We start from the raw sequence: 17,101 nt of genomic DNA on the forward strand, positions 1-17,101 counted from the left end.
ACATTTCAATTCCAATAAGGTACGATTAAGACCTGGGATAACTTAGTAAGTACCGGCAAGCTACCTGTATTTCAATTCCAATAAGGTACGATTAAGACTTTCCACGCTTGAAAAGCATCTGCACTTTCTCCAGCATTTCAATTCCAATAAGGTACGATTAAGACGTTTATTGATGGCTTCCCATCTTCTTGCAAAATCCATTTCAATTCCAATAAGGTACGATTAAGACCCCCCGCAGGAATACCCGGTCTCAGGATTTCAAAAATTTCAATTCCAATAAGGTACGATTAAGACAGCTACACATAAGCCAAAAAGTGTCGAGTGGGCGAATTTCAATTCCAATAAGGTACGATTAAGACATGATATGCTCTTGCTGGTCCATCGCCCGAAGCCTATTTCAATTCCAATAAGGTACGATTAAGACGGCTTCCATGCTTTTAGCCGAATCGTGCGACTCGGATTTCAATTCCAATAAGGTACGATTAAGACCCCTGATTACATTAATTCTTTTGCCTTCTTCACTCAATTTCAATTCCAATAAGGTACGATTAAGACCTCCCGCCGCAGGTGTAGGAAGAGCAATATTCCGATATTTCAATTCCAATAAGGTACGATTAAGACTGAATGGCGTTTGAAGCATTCCCCCAGGACTTTGCTCATTTCAATTCCAATAAGGTACGATTAAGACTAGATGAACATGGGAACTGGGAATTTGGCTCTTCAATTTCAATTCCAATAAGGTACGATTAAGACTGGTATTGCTCCACATCACCGAAGCCCGGTTAACAAATTTCAATTCCAATAAGGTACGATTAAGACTTGATCCACCGCTGATAGTAAGGGAACTTAAACTTTATTTCAATTCCAATAAGGTACGATTAAGACCGCCGGTGTTGACAGATTCCGACTTCGAAGACTTGCATTTCAATTCCAATAAGGTACGATTAAGACTTCGACCGCTTTCTGGTGGGAGTTCCAAATTTTTTATTTCAATTCCAATAAGGTACGATTAAGACAAGACCTGGAAGTATTGCGAGGGGACACTTTTATAATTTCAATTCCAATAAGGTACGATTAAGACCCGTGAATTTAGCGAGAAAAAATAGCCCTTTTTAGGTTCTAGGGCCCTTTTTAGTTCTGTATATCCAAATTCATAGTCGTCGACCGCCAATGGTACGAAAAACCCCGTCGATCGACGACTGTTCATAATCAGATGGTTATAGCTATTATGATTCAATTAGTCTGAAAATAACAGTATGCCAAAGAACGATTGTAGGAGGTCGACGATATTGGGCGTGGAATTCAGAGATAACCTCTTCTCTTTCTTCGGCACCCTTAGACGAAGAAAGTATCCTGCCATTCAATCTCTCATTTACGAATCTTACTTCATTTACTCGAAGTTTCAACTCACGAAAAATAGCAACGACTCTCGTAAGGGCGTGGCGTACACCGCAAGAACACGTCACGTGGAAAGGTAATCTTTTAATTCTTCCTTTTCAAAATTCAAGGTATCAAGAACTGGGAACTTAGCTCCAATCCCTAGAGAAGCCCTGCCATTAGGGGATTGCGTACGAGAATGCAGGTAATCGGGCTTGCCAGAAAACTTAACATTTTTCGTAGGTGGGGCATAGTGCTTCTTCGAGAGAACGGTTTCGCCAGAACGGTCAATTGGCAGAATGACCATTATTCTTTACTTTTCTAAAAAAATATGATTTTCTTTAGAAAAGGATTTGTTTAAACATTTAAACAATCTTACTTTTACGCAAAAAAGTACAGAACTGGGTTTCCATGAAAAAAGTCTTGTTACGCGATGTGGCTGAAAAAGCAGGCGTTTCAATCGCCATGGTTTCCTATGTCCTGAATGGCCAGAAAACGGATCGGATCAATAAAGATACCGCCCAACGGATTCGCAAGGTCGTTGAAGAGCTTAACTATCGCCCCAATTTTCTGGCTCAGAGTTTAAAGCTGAAAAAAACCTTTAGTCTGGGTTTCGTTGCAGCGGATATTGCCAATACCTTTTCTTCCCAACTCGCCCGTATCATTAGTGACGAAGCCGACCAGGCGGGTTATGCCCTCATTATTGGCAGTTCGGATGAGAGTAAGCCCCGGTTCGAACGGTTGATTAATCAGTTACTGAATCGTCAGGTAGATGGCCTGATTCTGGCCGCTCCCGAAGGGTCAGATGAACTGATCAAAGCCTTACAGGATCGAAAAACTCCGCTGGTGTTGATTGACCGTTATTTCCCTGATTTGTTGGTAAGTAGTGTTAGTGTTAATAACTATCAGGCTTCGTTCGATGCAATGAGTGAGTTTATTACGCAGGGTCGAAAGAAGATTGGCATTCTGGTATACGATACTACTTTACAACACTTGAAAGAACGGATGCTGGGAGCTCAGGATGGCATTACGCAAAGCCATTCCGCAAGTTACGTCACTCATGTAATCCACGAAAATCACATTGAGCAGGAAGTTTTCGCGGCGATCACTTCCATGTTACAAACGGGCGTTGATGCCATCTATTTTACCAGTAACAAGCTAGGCATTGCCGGTATGCGTTACCTAATGAACCATCAGATTGCGGTGCCAACCCAAGTGTCAACTCTGTTTTTTGATGAAACAGAAGTTTTTGATTTTTATCCCAGCCCTTTGCCCTTTATTCGACAACCCCTGGCCGATATGGGTAAAAAAGCAGTAGAGTTATTATTCCAGCAAATGAACGACTCGGCTCTTCCCCCTGAATCGATTATCCTTGAAACCTCATTCGTGCATTCTCATTCAAGTTTTACTCAATAACCTCCAATTATTTTTTATTAACCTTTTGTTTAAACGTTTAAACATATCAGGCAATGCCAAATAAACCGACCGTTGTGTGCTTTGGAGAAATTCTCTGGGACATCTTTCCTGAAGGACAAAAAGCTGGGGGAGCTCCTTTTAATGTAAGTTACAACCTTCATAAACAGGGAATTACCAGTAGAATGGTAAGCCGGGTAGGAACAGACGCTCTGGGCGATGAGTTACTCGACCTGATTCAAAGCTGGGGCGTTCCAACGGAAGATATTCAGCGGGATGAGATCCATCCTACAGGTACTGTTTTAGCCCGAATTGACGAGGATAACGAAGCTCATTATGATATTATCCAGAACGTAGCCTGGGATCATATCGGTTGTACGCCTGCCAATGAAGAATTGATTCGGAACTCGGCGGCTTTTGTTTACGGCAGTTTGTCTATTCGGGAAGAAGCATCCCGGGAAACCCTGTATCGATTACTGGAAGTGGCTCCTTTCAAAGTGTTCGATATTAACCTGCGGCCTCCCTTTTATACGCCTGAAGTACTGGAATACCTGCTGGGAAAGGCTGACATGGTAAAAACCAATAAAGCCGAATTACGGGCCATTCTGGAAATGTTTGGAGAGGAATACATCACGGAAGAAGGAGCGATTGCATTTCTGGAAAAACGATTCAAAGTCAGTGAAGTGCTGTTAACCAAAGGTAGCCGGGGAGCGGTTTATTACGGTCATCAGAATTATTACTTCTGTCCAGCCGTGCCCGTTACTGTTCAGGATACCGTTGGCAGTGGGGATTCATTTCTGGCGGGTTACCTGGCCGAACGTGTGCGGGGTGGGAAGATGGAAGCCGCTATGGGTAATGCTGCCGCCATGGGAGCTTTTATTACCACTAAAAAAGGAGCCTGCCCAGAATATACGCTGGAGGAGTTTGAAACTTTCAAACAAAAAGCCTTACTGGCTCCTGCAATTTAAGCAATCAGATTATCCGCCTAAATATACCAAAACGCTCATTCATTACTTATAGATTATGGCCACCGGAACCGCCCAGATGCCTACAGGAACAACCCGGATTATACACCCCGGCAATAACCCTAAAGCAAATTATCTTTTTCCACTTATTCTCATTACCTGCCTTTTCTTTCTCTGGGGCATGGCAAATAACCTGAATGATATTCTCATTCAGCAATTCAAAAAAGCATTCGAACTGTCTGACTTTCAGTCAGGATTGGTACAATCGGCCTTTTATCTGGGGTATTTTGTGCTGGCTTTACCGGCCTCTCTCATCATGAGAAAGTATAATTACAAAACCGGTATTGTGATTGGATTAGTCCTCTATGCTTTGGGAGCTTTCTTGTTCGTTCCGGCGGCAGATCAAAATTCCTATCAGTTTTTTCTGTTTGCTCTTTTTGTGATCGCGAGTGGACTGGCTTTTCTGGAAACGGCTGCTAATCCTTATGTAGCGGTGTTAGGCACGCCCGAAACGGCCAGTTTTCGTCTGAATCTGGTGCAGGCGTTTAATCCTATTGGTTGTGTAACGGGGATTATCGTAGGGCAGCAGTTTATCTTTTCGGGTGTGGAACACACCGCCGAGACCTTGAGCAAACTAAGTCCTGAGGCATTAAAGGCGTATTATGTCTCGGAATCGGCGGCGGTAAAAATGCCTTACCTGGTGATTGGAATCGTTGTAGCCATTTTTGCGGTTATTTTTCTAATTACCCGTTTCCCAATCGTGAAGGATGAGGAATCCCGCGAAGTAGCTCCGTCCGTATCGGGCAGTATTCTGAAGAAAAAGCACTTTTCGGGAGCCGTGATTGCTCAATTCTTTTACGTAGGTGCTCAGGTCTGCATCTGGAGTTTTCTGATTCGTTACATTCAGTATAACCTGCCCGGAACCCCTGAAAAAACAGCAGCTAACTATCTGATTATCTCACTGGTACTATTCACGGCGGGCCGTTTTCTGGGCACTGCTCTAATGAAAAGAATTTCTGATCACGTATTACTGGTGAGTTATGCGATAGCAACAATTCTGCTGGTTGCGGTGGCGATCCTCTTTCCCGGAACGATGGGCTTATGGGCCCTAGTAATCACCAGCTTCTTCATGTCCATTATGTATCCTACCATTTTCTCATTAGGTATTAGCGGTTTGGGAGAGCGGGCCAAATTGGGTTCTTCCATTCTGGTAATGGCAATTATCGGTGGAGCTATATTGACGGCAGCCATGGGTAAACTTTCCGATGAGGTCGGTATTACCAATGCCTTACTGATTCCGCTGGCGGGCTTTGTGGTAGTGGGCTGGTATGGGTTAAAAGGGTATAAGCTCTAACGTTGTATTTATAATTAACTCGTTCATTAACAGGAGATTAATTCGATCCTGTAGCCCTTGCTTTGTCTTTACTTTCCCCCAAAGCTTATTAATCTTATGAAAAAATATGGTTTATGGATCTTCTGCTTTTTAATGGCAGGGTCCATTGCGAAAGCTCAGATCGTTATTACCAACAAAAATTTTCGATGGGCACTACGGGCCGGATTGGAGCGGGCATTTCGCCTTCTTTACCCGAACACACGGGCCGGCAATTGAATCTGATCGGGCAGGGATCGTTAGGAAGTCGTTTGGAACAGGGCGATTACGTGGATTTTTTACCCGCTTTTCATTTCAAGGCCGTCAATGCCAATAACGATAGTACGCACATTGATTTTCAGGCTCGACTGGCTTTTTATTCGAGTAAAGGGACTTTTCTGGGTAATGTAAATACGGGTTCAATTGGGGGGACGGTGGTGAGCTTACCTGAAGCTTTTGTAGAAGTTCGGAATATTGTAGGCAGCAAGTGGAGTGCCTGGGCTGGAGCTCGTTACATGCGTTACGACGACATTCACATTTGCGATTACTTCTATTTTGACGATCATTCGACGCAGGGCTTTGGGATAAAGCATAAAAACACGGCTTTTTCCATGTATTTCCCGGCAGCCATCGACACCTCTTCAACGGGCGTATTACCGTATTCTTACGTAAATATTATTTCGGGAAAAAACGATTTAACCTATCGCCAGCGGGAGATTTTTGTGTTGGATCATACCCTGCGAAGCTGGCCTGGGCATGTGGTTAAGTTACTGGGAGAGTTTCATCACGTAGCGGGTTCTTCCCAGCAGGCGTCCATTCGTTTTCCGAGTGATAATGGTTGGGTTTGGGGCGTGAAATGGTCGGCAGATATCAAGACCAAAGAAAAGGGTTCGTTTAATCAACTGGCGTTACGTTATGGAAACGGCGTTGCCAACGGGGGTGATAACGGGAATACCCAAACCTGGCGAACTTACGGAGCTCCCAACATTGAATCTCAGCGGTATGACGGAGCTTATTCAGCAACGTTGGTGGAGCATTTTCTGCTGAATTTTAAGAAATGTAGCCTGAATGGCTACGGCGTTTATATTCAGAGTCAGGGGGGAGGCAATGCAAGGGGTTTTGCTCAGGACTATTACAAACGCAGTATTTACAATTCAAAAAAGGATTTAGTAGTGGGAATGCGTGCGATTACGTATGTTACCAATTGGTTTCATCTGATCACGGAGCTCCACTACGCCCAACGGCAGGATGGAAATAACCCGTATGCTCGGATGACGAAGTTTATTATTGCCCCGACGTTGGTTCCCACGGCGGAGCGGAGTCCCTGGGCGAGGCCGCACATACGGTTAATTTGTTCTTTTGCTCATTATAATCAGTATGCCTCAGACCATGCCTATTCAGCGTATCTGCAACAGGCCGTTAATCATCGCTGGGGAACGTATTTTGGGGTAAGATCGGAATGGTGGATCTTTTAACGAATATAGTAGAACCAGATAAATCTGCTAACTCGCTGCCTGCCCGTTTAGCGACCTTTAATTGGTTGATGCCAGCGATAAAGCTGGCAGCGGTAGCGTAGCCCGACCATGTTGGTTGGGCTACGCTGGCCGCAATACATAGACGAACAACCATCAACCAATAACGAACAACTAAAAAATGAAATTCGGAGCTTCCTTACTTACCTGGACCTTACCCGCCTGGACGGCTGAAACGGGTGCCTATGCCATTCAGCAATCAGCGGTGTATGGTTTTGATGTACTTGAAATATTATTACCTCCTTCGATGGACTTCGATGCACCGACGGTGAAGCGGCAGTTACAGGCGGCAAACCTGGACGTGATTTGTTCGCTGAATTTGCCCGCTTTTGCTCATATTCCTTTTCATCCGAAAGAAGCTCTAAGCTTAATCAAAAAAGCCCTGGATCAAACGGCAGCTTTGGAGGCAACTTTACTGGCCGGCGTATTACATGGCGGCATTGGTGTTTTTTCAGGAAAGCCCCTAACGGCAGCAGAAGAGGATACGCTTTGTGAAGTGTGGGCCGAAGGAACGGACTACGCTCAAAAACTGGGTATTACCGTAGCCATTGAGCCGATTAATCGCTACGAAAGTTACGTCTGCACATCTGCTTCGGATGTCTTGCGAATAATTGATCGGGTAAAATCTCCGAATCTGGGATTACATCTGGATACTTTCCACATGAACATTGAGGAAGCCAATTTTTATGATCCTGTAGTAACGGCGGCTTCTCATCTCAAACACGTCCACATGACGGAAAGCGACCGGGGGATGCTCGGTGAAGGGAATGTACATTGGCATGATCTGTTTCGGGGTTTAGCGGAGGTTAATTATACGGGAGCATTAGTTCTGGAGAATTTCTCTTCTTCCATTCCGGGCATGGCCGAAGCCGTCTCCCTGTGGCGGCCTTCCAAATACGATGCCGAAACGCTGGCGAAAGGAAGCCTGACCTTTATGAAGGAGAAAGCGGCTGAATTTGGCTTGATTTAACACCTTGTTAGCTTAAAGACTTGAAATAGGGAGGAAAAGAAACCCTTCCATTGTTGGTATAAGATGCTGCTGCCAGCTTTTCGCTGGCAGCACAAAATATATTCACTAAGCCATTACCAGTGACGCTTCGTTAAACATGAACAACGGCGGAAGCACAACCGCCCCGCCTGTCATCTCGGCCAAAGGGAAGAGATCTTGCTGGTGTAGCAGGCCTTTTACTTCAGGCGAGTTAATGGTTTGCCAAATTGAGTTCGCTTACGAAAGCAGATAGTCGACAATGGCCGCAGCGTGTATTTGGGTCGTATCAAAAACTGGGAAAGAAAAGTCTGATTGGCTAATTAGTAATGGAATCTCAGTGCACCCCAGAATCAGGCCTTCGGCTCCCTGAAGAATCAGCTCCTGAGCAATGGCTATAAATTTTTCTTTCGATTCTGGCCGGATATCTCCACGTCCTAATTCTTCCTTCACCACGTGTTGAATGTACGCTCTCGTATCCGCAGAATCAGGTATGAGTACCTGAAGGCCGTACGATTCCAGCTTGTCGCGGTAAAAATCCATTTCCATGGTAAATTTTGTACCGAGCAATCCCACTTTTCTAACCCCTGTAGCGAGGATATCTTGGGCCGTTTCGGTGATGATATTAATAAGCGGAAGCTGGACTTCCTGCTCAAGTAGATCCGCGTACATATGTGCGGTATTAGCCCCCAATACCAAGGCATCAACCTTGGCATTTTTCAGAACCTGACAGGCATTTAAAAGAAGTTCGTATACGCCTTCCCAGGATCTTTGCTGGACTTCTGCAAAGTTGAGTGAGTAAAGCACCAGTTCAGCCGAATTCAGACCGCCAAGTTTCTGATTGACCCCTTCATTGATCAATCGGTAGTAATCCAGGGTGGATGTCCAACTGATTCCTCCAACAATACCTACTTTTTTCATACGGGAATGAAGTGTTTAAAAGACTGTTTGAATAGGGTAAAAGGAATTGACTCCGGTCTTGAAATTTCCAGCTAATCCAGACGTGCAAGCAATTACTTACGAATGGACTGAAACCTATTGAAAAGATTTTAAACGACCAACGGTCTCCTTCTGCCATTTAGAGCAAAGAAACTTGTATAGCACTTGCTTCACCAGTAAGGTCTTCCTGCGGTCGAGATGAATAGGTGGGGAGTTACTATCACTAATTGTGTTTCAATTAAAAATTTGTCTAACATTTAGAATCAAATACCTTAACTCAATCCTTTGCTTTGGTAGGAATGACAGGCTTGGGAGAACGGCAGGTGGAACCTGCCTTAGGGTAGGAACGAGAGGGAATATCGTACCCGTGGGTAGCAGGCGGATTTCTTAGGCAGTCGCTCGGCTCTAGCCGAGTGACAAGGTAGCCTGTTAGGCCTCTGGCCGATGTTCGCAAGCCTGTTTTGTTTGGGAAAAGTTGTTTTATGACCCGCTAGGTGTTCGCAGTCTACCGGCCAGAGGCCTAGAGTTAGGTATCACTCGGCTAGAGCCGAGCGACTGCGGGGAGTTTTTTGGGATTGGCTCTGAAGTACAGACTGTGTCCCCGGATTTTATCCGGGGCTATTCATATTGAACCCCGCTGGGGTTGTTGTTGAAATTATTACAATAGGTTTACAGCAAATAACCCCGGAGGGGTTAAACACGAATAGCCCCGGATGAAATCCGGGGAAGCTTGAAACAAAAAGAGGTTCGCTAAATCATTAGCGAACCTCTTTCGGTACTAACGAAACCTTACTTTTTCAACCCCAACTCCATTAGACGTTCGTCCAGGAATTCTCCGGCGGTCATATCTGTGTAAAGTTTAGGGTGTTGGGTATCTATGCAGCTTTCGAGCGAGGTCAGGTTCATCTCGGCACGGGGGTGCATGAAGAAGGGAATCGAGAACCGTGATGTGTTCATTTTTTCCCGCGAAGGATTAACCACCCGGTGAATGGTCGATTTGAGTTTGTGGTTCGTTAATCGATCCAGCATATCACCCACATTCACGATAATCTGATCGGGGAGGGCGGTAATGCCAATCCATTTGCCGTCGCGACGTAATACTTCGAGCCCTTCGGCACTGGCTCCCATCAGCAACGTAATCAGGTTAATATCCCCGTGAGCGGCTGCCCGCACGGCTCCTTCTTCCACCACATTCGGATCAAGCGGGAAGTAATGCAGAGCCCGCAGAATGCTGTTGCCGTGTTTGACTTTATCCTCAAAATAATCCTCTGGTAACTCCAGATACAAGGCAATGGCCCGTAATAAAGTCTTACCTGTTTGTTCAAAAGTCTGATACGTCTGAACTGTATATTTTTCGAAATCAGGTTGTTCCGCAGGGAACACGTTACGCGGGTAATCCGCCCAAACGCTATCACCGTCATCGGTCGTGGGGTGAGGCTGGCCTACGTGATAAAACTCTTTTAAATCGGCTACCTTAAAGCCTTTCGCCGTTTCTTTACCCTTTCCTACATATCCCCGTTGCCCCGCAATACCGGGAACTTCGTATTTGCGTTTGAAGTCATCGGGGGTGAAGAAAAACGCTTTCACCGAAGCATACAGTTTTTCCTGTAATTCAGGCGTAAGTCCGTGGTTTTTGATGGCCACGAAACCGATATTATTAAACGCTCTTCCCAGATTAGCTACGAATGCAGCTTTACGCTCAGCATCGCCTGAGGTAAAATCAGCCAGATCCAGCGAAGGAATTTCATCCAAAAGGGCGTCGTTCTGAAGACCTTCCATGTTGTGAAGTGTTAAATAGTGTACCGCAAAAATACAATAGTTTAGTATTTAGTGAATACCGTTTTTAGGTTTGTGGGCTAATTAACCAACCAGGTAAAGGAGTTAGGACCAGATTAACGGAAAGTAACTCACAACTCTGAACCTACAAACACCAAACGTAAATGTCCACCGAGTTTCCTACCTATGATATAAAAGCATTCCAGCGGCACGAACCGGATACGCCTTTTTATATGACTCCGCTGGAAAAGCTGGTCAAGGAGTTCAAGGGCATTGATAAGTCCCATTCGCATACCTTTTACCTGCTGATGTGGATTACCCAGGGAAGTGGCAAGCACACCATTGATTTCCGAACGTACGACGTACAGCCCATGCAACTGTATTTCCTGACGCCGGGGCAGGTGCATAGCTGGGAGTTATCGGCAGATATTAAAGGCTATAATCTGTTCTTCGAACCTACGTATTTCCGGGCTCGTTTTTCCAATCGCCTGTATCAATATCCTTTTTTTCACTCGCACCAGCACCGACCCTTGCTGGAGATGAAAGATACTGCTTTTGTGACGTTGTATGACCTGATGTATGCAGAATATACGGCTCAATCGGTGAATCGTTCGGAAGTGTTTTTATCCTATCTGCACATTATTCTGGAAAAAGCGAACCGAACTTATCAGCAGGAATGGCCCGGCGAATCGACGCAGTATTACAACCGGATTCGGCAGTATGAAGAGTTACTGGAAGAGCAATTTCTGGACGTGCGGGAGGTGAAAAACTACGCCGAGCAATTAAACATAAGTCCTAACCACCTCAATAGCATTTGCAAAAGCTTACTCGGAAAAACAGCTAGCCAATTGCTCTATGAACGGATTTGTATTGAAGCTCAGCGGTTACTAACCCATACCGATTTATCGGTTAAGGAGATTGGGTATCTGCTGCACTTTGAAGACCCTTCGTATTTTGTTCGCTTTTTTCGGACGCATACCGGACATACGCCGCTGGAATTCAGGGAATCACAGAATCATTGATTTGTACCATGACCAGCCGTATTTATCCCTTATCTGAACAGTAGACGCTTTCTACCTTTGTATCAGGAATTCAGAAAGTAACATCGTTCTGAAAACCTTAACGATCATGGGACTCGGTTCAAAAGTATATAGCATTGCCTTCAACAAATGCCCTAAATGCCATCAGGGCGATTTCTTTATTACTAAAACGGCGTTTCAACCTAAGTTTGATCAGATTCACCAACGTTGTGAACATTGTAACGAAACGCTTATGCCCGAAACTGGTTTTTACTGGGGAGCACTATACGTAAGTTACGCCTTATACGTGATCTGGTGCTTGTTGGCATTCGTTGTTTACAATTACGTTCTGAAACTGGATCTGGATTATTTCCTGCCCTTTCTTATTCCAACGCTGGTTTTATTAATGCCCTGGTTTTTCCGTCTGGCTCGCCGTACCTGGCTGAATCTTTTCGTTAACTACGATCCGGCCAAAGCCAAAAACAAAGCGGTAATCCTGTCTACGAACCACTCATAAAGAAATGAGTAATTCTGACACCAATACTGAAGCAAAAGCCGTTAACTAGGTAACAGTGCCTAATTATCAATAACGGAAGAATATAATAAGCCATGAAAACGGAAGGCCTCCCCAATCAGGGAGGCCTTTTTGATGCGTTGCTATATTTAAACTAATAACTTATGGATCGACTAAAATTTATAATCGTTGGCCCATACTATAAATCAATGACAGGCTCGGGGTATCATGGCAGGAAGGAATCTGCCACTTATGGTAGAGAGAAGATGGAATCTCGCACTAAAGGCAAACAAAGTTTAAGGTGTTTCAGATTCATTTACGTGCACAAGTTAAGTTCAAAAACTATGTACAGGCTACGTTTCTAAATCATCGCGACTCGAGAGCAGAACTATCTATGCTTCTGACTATCAATGTAAAAAAGATGCCTGTCCGTTCTCTAGCAGGCGGTCCTTCTTATTGCCGGGTTATTTCAGGCATTCAACAAACGCAAAACAAAGGTTAACTCTTCCAATGCTTCGTCGACGTGCGATTCGCTCGTCCGGAAGTTGACGAAAGCCGCCCGCAGGCAAAACGTATCTCCTAGTAATGTCGGTGTCATGAACACCTTTCCCCGCTGATTGAGTAAGTCCAGGAATTCGGTGGCTCGCTCGGGCATTTGGCGAAGTGTAAAGCAAACGACGTTGAGCCGTACCGGAGCCACCAGCCGGAAATCCGTACTGGCTTCAAGAGCCTCACCCAACCGTCGGGCACAGGTTACACTTTGCTCAACTATCGCCGCAAAACCCGCTTTTCCGTAAGCCATGAGGCTAAACCAGGCGGGTAAAGCCCGCAGTCGCCGTGAATTATCAGGCAGAAAGTTTAGGTATGAAAAATTGTCATCCGGGTCCCCCAGATAAGGAGCATTGGAATTCTGGAAGGTTTGTACCTGCAGGTGCTGGTGTTTTCGCTGCGTAAAAATGACGGCACTGTCGTAAGGGACATTCATCCACTTATGGCAATCGACGGTAATACTGTCGGCCTCTTCCCAGCCCTGCAATCGGTCGGCGTAGTGGGGCGAGCAGGCCGCAAAACCACCAAAAGCCGCGTCTACATGCCACCAGAACGTATACTGCTGCCGGAGTCGCTGTATGCCGCGGAAATCATCAAAATCGACGGTGTTTACGGTTCCACCACTTGTACTTATGATGATGGGTTGCCCCTGATATTCGTGGAGTTTTTCTTCCAGATCCTCCAAATCAACCGCTTCGCGATCCGGCAGGGTCCGCAGTTTAACCAGACGATTACTGCCTATGCCCAACATCGCCATCGCTTTGCGTACAGCCGAATGCGGGGTAGCTGCCAGAACGATGGGTTGCGTAGACAAGCCTTGCCTCGCAATGTCCTGACCCATTTGCACGCCCGCCCACTGCCGAGCCACGGCCAGACCAGTGAAAATCGACATCGTAGCTCCTGCTACAAAACCACCCGTGAAGGTATCCGGTAAGCCCAGCAACTGCCGCATGCTTCGAATCGTTTCGACTTCCAGATGGGCCGAGCGATCACCCGTGCCCTGAAGATTCTGTGGATTTGCATCAAATACAGACGTGAGCCAGTCGCCCGCCATAGCCGCTGGCGTGGTACCTCCCACGACAAAACCCCAGTAGCGGGGTCCGGCACTGGCCACCATCCAGGGCTGGTAATGTTGGCGGAAAAAGGCCAGCGTTTGCAAGGTTCCCCAACCTGCTTCGGGCAATGCTGCTGAAACGAAATCTTGTACCTGCGGACTGGTCGGTACGGATTCGATGTTTTGAAGATAGGCAGTGGCCTGCTGCTGGATTTCCCTGAGCAGGTCATCCCACTGCTCTACGTCCGTTTGTAAGGATGGATTCATGACTTTTACTAAACGAAGGATTGAAGGCTAAAGCGGCGATGGTAATTCATTTGTCCGGTATGATAGGCCAGATGCATCAGCAGATGCGTCAGCACCACGGCAATGCTTTGCTCGGGAAAAATCTCCAGGATTTCCGTTGGATACGGGGCTTCGAGGTCTTCCACTTGCTCGATGGATTGCCGGATAAGAGCGGGTAAGGCCTCTATTTCTGTCAATAAGGCTTGATGCGAAAACACTTGCTGCGTAAACTCGGCTTCGCGGTTGCGTTGGTACGGCACCTTACCCAGCGTCAGTCCAATGTAGGTTTTCAGATTACCGATCAGGTGTTGCCCCAGATGTCCGGCAGAATTGATGGTTCCGGGTACTACCGCCCAAAGCGTTTCTTCATTCGGATAGGTCTGAAGTTCGCTGGCAAGTTTGGCGAGTTCGCGATCATAAAATCGGATAAAGTCAGCTTTAGTCATGGATAAAAAATAACAGTAGGTGTGAAAACCTGTTTTTTTCCCTTGGCAAATCGTATGGTTTTTCGTACCAAGGTTTAGAGTACCGCTTTTCTGGGAAGCCTATTTTATTGAATACTATTCGGATGATATTAGGCCTCTGCTGCTTTTACTACCAAAGCTCTCTTTTTCGCTTGCTGTAGCCGATAACCCTGATTCACCAGGTACACGCCCAGCATGGTAATCGTAAAAGCCAGTCCCGTAATCCAGGTGACGTGTTCGTGCAGAATCAAATACCCTAAAATAATAGCTACCAGAGGATTAATATAGGCATACACCGAAACCAAGCCAGCGGGTAACTGGGACATTGCATACAGGTACGACACAAACGCAACAATCGATCCAAAGACAATTAGGTATAATAGAGCCAGACCCGAAGTTAGACTCAGTGACGGCAAGTGTTGCCAGTCTTCCGCCAGGGCACTAAGTACCAAAAGGCCCGTCCCGCCGACCAACATCTGAATAGCCGCGTTGAAAAAGGCATGGGATTGAGCCCGATGCGTTTGCGTATACAAGCCTCCACTCGCGAAAGACAGGCACGAGAAAAGCGTTACGCCAATGCCCATCAGCGAGTTGCGATTGGCCATGAAGTTCATATGATCGCGGAAGACCAGAACTACACCCAGAAAACCCATCAGCATTCCCAAAACAATTCGGCCATTGAGCTTATCCTGAGGTCGGATGACGAGTTGAATAACGATTGTAAACAAGGGAATCAGCGAGCAAATGAGAGCGGCCAGTCCACTCGGAATAAAGCGTACGGCCCAGCCCACAATACCAGTTCCGAAGGTAATCATGCACAAGCTGGGAATGATTTGCAGTTTGATAGCGGGCCAGCCGGGTACGGCCCGGTGTCGAATCATGGCAAAGGCGAGTAACAACAGTCCGGCTGTCGTATTTCGAAGGGCCATGAACAGTACTCCCCGGATTTTTTAGGTAAGAATAATATAGTGTAGAGACGTGATTCGTCGCATCTCTTCCTCATCATAGCAAGCTTAAGACTTCGTTACATCTCCCCTTCAACGCCTAAGCCAAACAAAGCAAAGTCATATTTAGCCGGGTCTTGTGGGTCAAAACTGCGTAGGTTTTCGGTTAACTCCAAAGCGGCTTGCCAGTCGGTGTTAGTTCGATGGAGTAAGCCTAATTTTCGGGCAACGCGATCGACGTGCACATCGCAGGGACAAACCAGAGCGGCGGGGGAAAGCTGATTCCAGATTCCAAAATCTACCCCGTTTGTATCGTTTCGAACCATCCAGCGGAGAAACATATTGAGGCGTTTGCAGGATGATTTTCGGGCGGGAGTAGCCACATGCTTTCGGGTGCGGGCGGGAGCATCTTCCAGTCCAAAGAAAACTTCATGAAAACGCACCAATGCCTGCTCCGTTTGAAAAGCGGCGTGCCGAATTGGTTCTTTCTTTTGAACGCTCACAGGCGTTTCCCCCACGAAAGCTTCTTCCAGCGAATTATGTTTGGCGTAAAACTGCTGGAAAAAGTGAATGAAATATAGCGTATCCGTTGCGTTGAATGTGCGGTGCTTGAAGTGTAAAAAAGGCTTTAAATCCGTAGGTTGATGATTACGGATAAAGTCATAGGGAGCTCCGTCCATTAATCGAATCAGTTCATTGCATTTATTAATAATCGTTTTTCGCTGACCCCAGGCAAGAACGGCGGCCCAGAAACCCATAATTTCAATATCCTGCTTTTTCGTGAATTGATGCGGAATACTAATCGGATCGTTAGGAATAAAATTGGGTTGGTTATACTGCTGTACTTTCTCTTCCAGTAAGTTATAAAGCCAGTCGGGAGTATCGGTTTTTTCAAAAAGTGCCATCGGACAAAGTTCGGGAAACAATCGCTGAATGCTACACGTTTAGCTCCATATCGCCCGGATATTATTTTCCTAAACTCATGCCAGAATTACCCGAAGTCGAAACTTATCGTCGCTATTTTGAGGAAACGTGTCTGAATCAACCCATTCAGGATGTATTTGTAGAAGATACCAAACTATTAACTACGGATTATGATTTGCTGGTAGCCAGCTTACGCGGGAAGAAATTCATTGCAACCGAGCGAATTGGAAAAAACCTCTTTGTGCAAACCGATGGTGGTTTTTATGTTCATTTTCACTTCGGCATGACGGGCGATCTGGCCTATTATCAATTCGAAGAAGAACGCCCCCGTTTTTCCCGAATCGTCTTTTATTTTCAGACGGGGTATAAGCTGGCCTTTATCTGTCCGCGAAAATTCGAGCGAATTGGTATCGTCGAGAACGTGCCGGAATACCTCAGGAAAAAACGTATTGCAGCAGACGCTCTGGCCATTTCCATTCCCACGCTCGCGGCGACGCTGGCGAAGAAAAAGGCATTTATTAAACCGGTGTTACTGGATCAGTCGGTGATTGCAGGCATTGGTAACTGGATTGTGGATGAAGTATTATTCCAGGCTCGTATTCACCCGGAACGGCTGGCTGCTTTGCTGGACGAAATGGAAGTAAAGCATCTCCATGAAGCCATTCAACTGGTGCTAAAAACGGCGATTGATTGCGAGGCTAATTATGCCTTATTTCCCGAACGTTTCATCATTCATGCCCGCGAGTGGGCGGTGTCGCCTTATGCAGACGCAAAGCAGCATTTGTTATGTCCGGTTTGTCATCAAAAGCTACAAATTACAAAGGTAGGGGGGCGAACCACGTACTTCTGTCCCGTAGATCAGCCTCTGGAAATGACGTAAAAAATAAATTATTAAATTTTTTTAAAAATAACCGTATTTGTCGGCTTCACGTGTCTGGGTTGTTCAGGAAATGCTTTACTTTTGCGTTGTAAAACTAAGCCTAATCCCAATC

At 45.9% G+C, this 17,101-nt stretch carries 14 protein-coding genes and 1 CRISPR repeat array (1 of these 15 running past the window's edge); of the genes, 8 read left to right on the forward strand and 6 right to left on the reverse strand.

Annotation, left to right across the window (positions count from 1 at the left end; all coding sequences use genetic code 11):
* Positions 1-1,081: a CRISPR direct-repeat array (repeat unit 30 nt; unit sequence ATTTCAATTCCAATAAGGTACGATTAAGAC) (it extends 391 nt beyond the left edge of the window).
* Positions 1,082-1,788: 707 nt separating this feature from the next.
* The 5 genes from BWI96_RS03935 (at position 1,789) to BWI96_RS03955 (ending at position 7,626) form a co-directional block, all read left to right on the forward strand.
* Positions 1,789-2,793, forward strand: coding sequence for a LacI family DNA-binding transcriptional regulator (locus tag BWI96_RS03935; protein WP_106635395.1), 1,005 nt, complete (start codon positions 1,789-1,791; stop codon positions 2,791-2,793).
* Positions 2,794-2,846: 53 nt separating this feature from the next.
* Entirely contained in the window at positions 2,847-3,758 is a 912-nt protein-coding gene (locus tag BWI96_RS03940) for a carbohydrate kinase (RefSeq protein WP_106635396.1), read from the forward strand.
* 55 nt (positions 3,759-3,813) lie between these two features.
* Positions 3,814-5,109: an L-fucose:H+ symporter permease gene (gene fucP / locus BWI96_RS03945; RefSeq protein WP_232793568.1), complete on the forward strand. Its 1,296-nt coding sequence runs from the start codon at positions 3,814-3,816 to the stop codon at positions 5,107-5,109.
* A 113-nt stretch (positions 5,110-5,222) separates the two neighbouring features.
* Positions 5,223-6,599, forward strand: coding sequence for a carbohydrate porin (locus BWI96_RS03950; protein WP_198555135.1), 1,377 nt, complete (start codon positions 5,223-5,225; stop codon positions 6,597-6,599).
* Positions 6,600-6,777: 178 nt separating this feature from the next.
* Complete coding sequence (locus tag BWI96_RS03955) at positions 6,778-7,626, forward strand: sugar phosphate isomerase/epimerase (protein ID WP_106635397.1); 849 nt, start codon at positions 6,778-6,780, stop codon at positions 7,624-7,626.
* Between the two features lie 255 nt (positions 7,627-7,881).
* Here BWI96_RS03955 and BWI96_RS03960 read toward each other — a convergent pair whose 3' ends face one another.
* Entirely contained in the window at positions 7,882-8,562 is a 681-nt protein-coding gene (locus BWI96_RS03960) for an aspartate/glutamate racemase family protein (RefSeq protein ID WP_106635398.1), read from the reverse strand.
* Positions 8,563-9,369: 807 nt separating this feature from the next.
* Complete coding sequence (locus BWI96_RS03965; RefSeq protein ID WP_106635399.1) at positions 9,370-10,359, reverse strand: isopenicillin N synthase family oxygenase; 990 nt, start codon at positions 10,357-10,359, stop codon at positions 9,370-9,372.
* A gap of 161 nt (positions 10,360-10,520) precedes the next feature.
* Between BWI96_RS03965 and BWI96_RS03970 the strand changes: the two genes are divergently transcribed.
* Together BWI96_RS03970 and BWI96_RS03975 are read left to right on the forward strand one after the other, a co-directional pair.
* Positions 10,521-11,378, forward strand: a complete 858-nt coding sequence (locus BWI96_RS03970; protein WP_106635400.1) for a helix-turn-helix domain-containing protein — start codon at positions 10,521-10,523, stop codon at positions 11,376-11,378.
* A 106-nt stretch (positions 11,379-11,484) separates the two neighbouring features.
* The gene (locus BWI96_RS03975) at positions 11,485-11,892 is read left to right on the forward strand and encodes a DUF983 domain-containing protein (RefSeq protein WP_106635401.1); all 408 of its coding nucleotides are present in this window, start codon (positions 11,485-11,487) and stop codon (positions 11,890-11,892) included.
* Between the two features lie 466 nt (positions 11,893-12,358).
* Here BWI96_RS03975 and BWI96_RS03980 read toward each other — a convergent pair whose 3' ends face one another.
* From BWI96_RS03980 to BWI96_RS03995, 4 genes are all read right to left on the reverse strand, one after another.
* Positions 12,359-13,759: a pyridoxal-dependent decarboxylase gene (locus BWI96_RS03980; RefSeq protein WP_106635402.1), complete on the reverse strand. Its 1,401-nt coding sequence runs from the start codon at positions 13,757-13,759 to the stop codon at positions 12,359-12,361.
* Between the two features lie 8 nt (positions 13,760-13,767).
* The gene (locus BWI96_RS03985; RefSeq protein ID WP_106635403.1) at positions 13,768-14,223 is read right to left on the reverse strand and encodes a DinB family protein; all 456 of its coding nucleotides are present in this window, start codon (positions 14,221-14,223) and stop codon (positions 13,768-13,770) included.
* Positions 14,224-14,351: 128 nt separating this feature from the next.
* A complete protein-coding gene (locus BWI96_RS03990; protein WP_106635404.1) occupies positions 14,352-15,170 on the reverse strand; it encodes a DMT family transporter in 819 nt (272 codons plus the stop codon).
* 95 nt (positions 15,171-15,265) lie between these two features.
* Positions 15,266-16,090: a TIGR02757 family protein gene (locus BWI96_RS03995; RefSeq protein ID WP_106635405.1), complete on the reverse strand. Its 825-nt coding sequence runs from the start codon at positions 16,088-16,090 to the stop codon at positions 15,266-15,268.
* 77 nt (positions 16,091-16,167) lie between these two features.
* Between BWI96_RS03995 and BWI96_RS04000 the strand changes: the two genes are divergently transcribed.
* Complete coding sequence (locus BWI96_RS04000; RefSeq protein WP_106635406.1) at positions 16,168-16,989, forward strand: Fpg/Nei family DNA glycosylase; 822 nt, start codon at positions 16,168-16,170, stop codon at positions 16,987-16,989.
* Positions 16,990-17,101 lie beyond the last annotated feature (112 nt).

Source organism: Siphonobacter sp. SORGH_AS_0500 (genome assembly GCF_002838835.1).
Taxonomy (GTDB): Bacteria; Bacteroidota; Bacteroidia; order Cytophagales; family Spirosomataceae; genus Siphonobacter.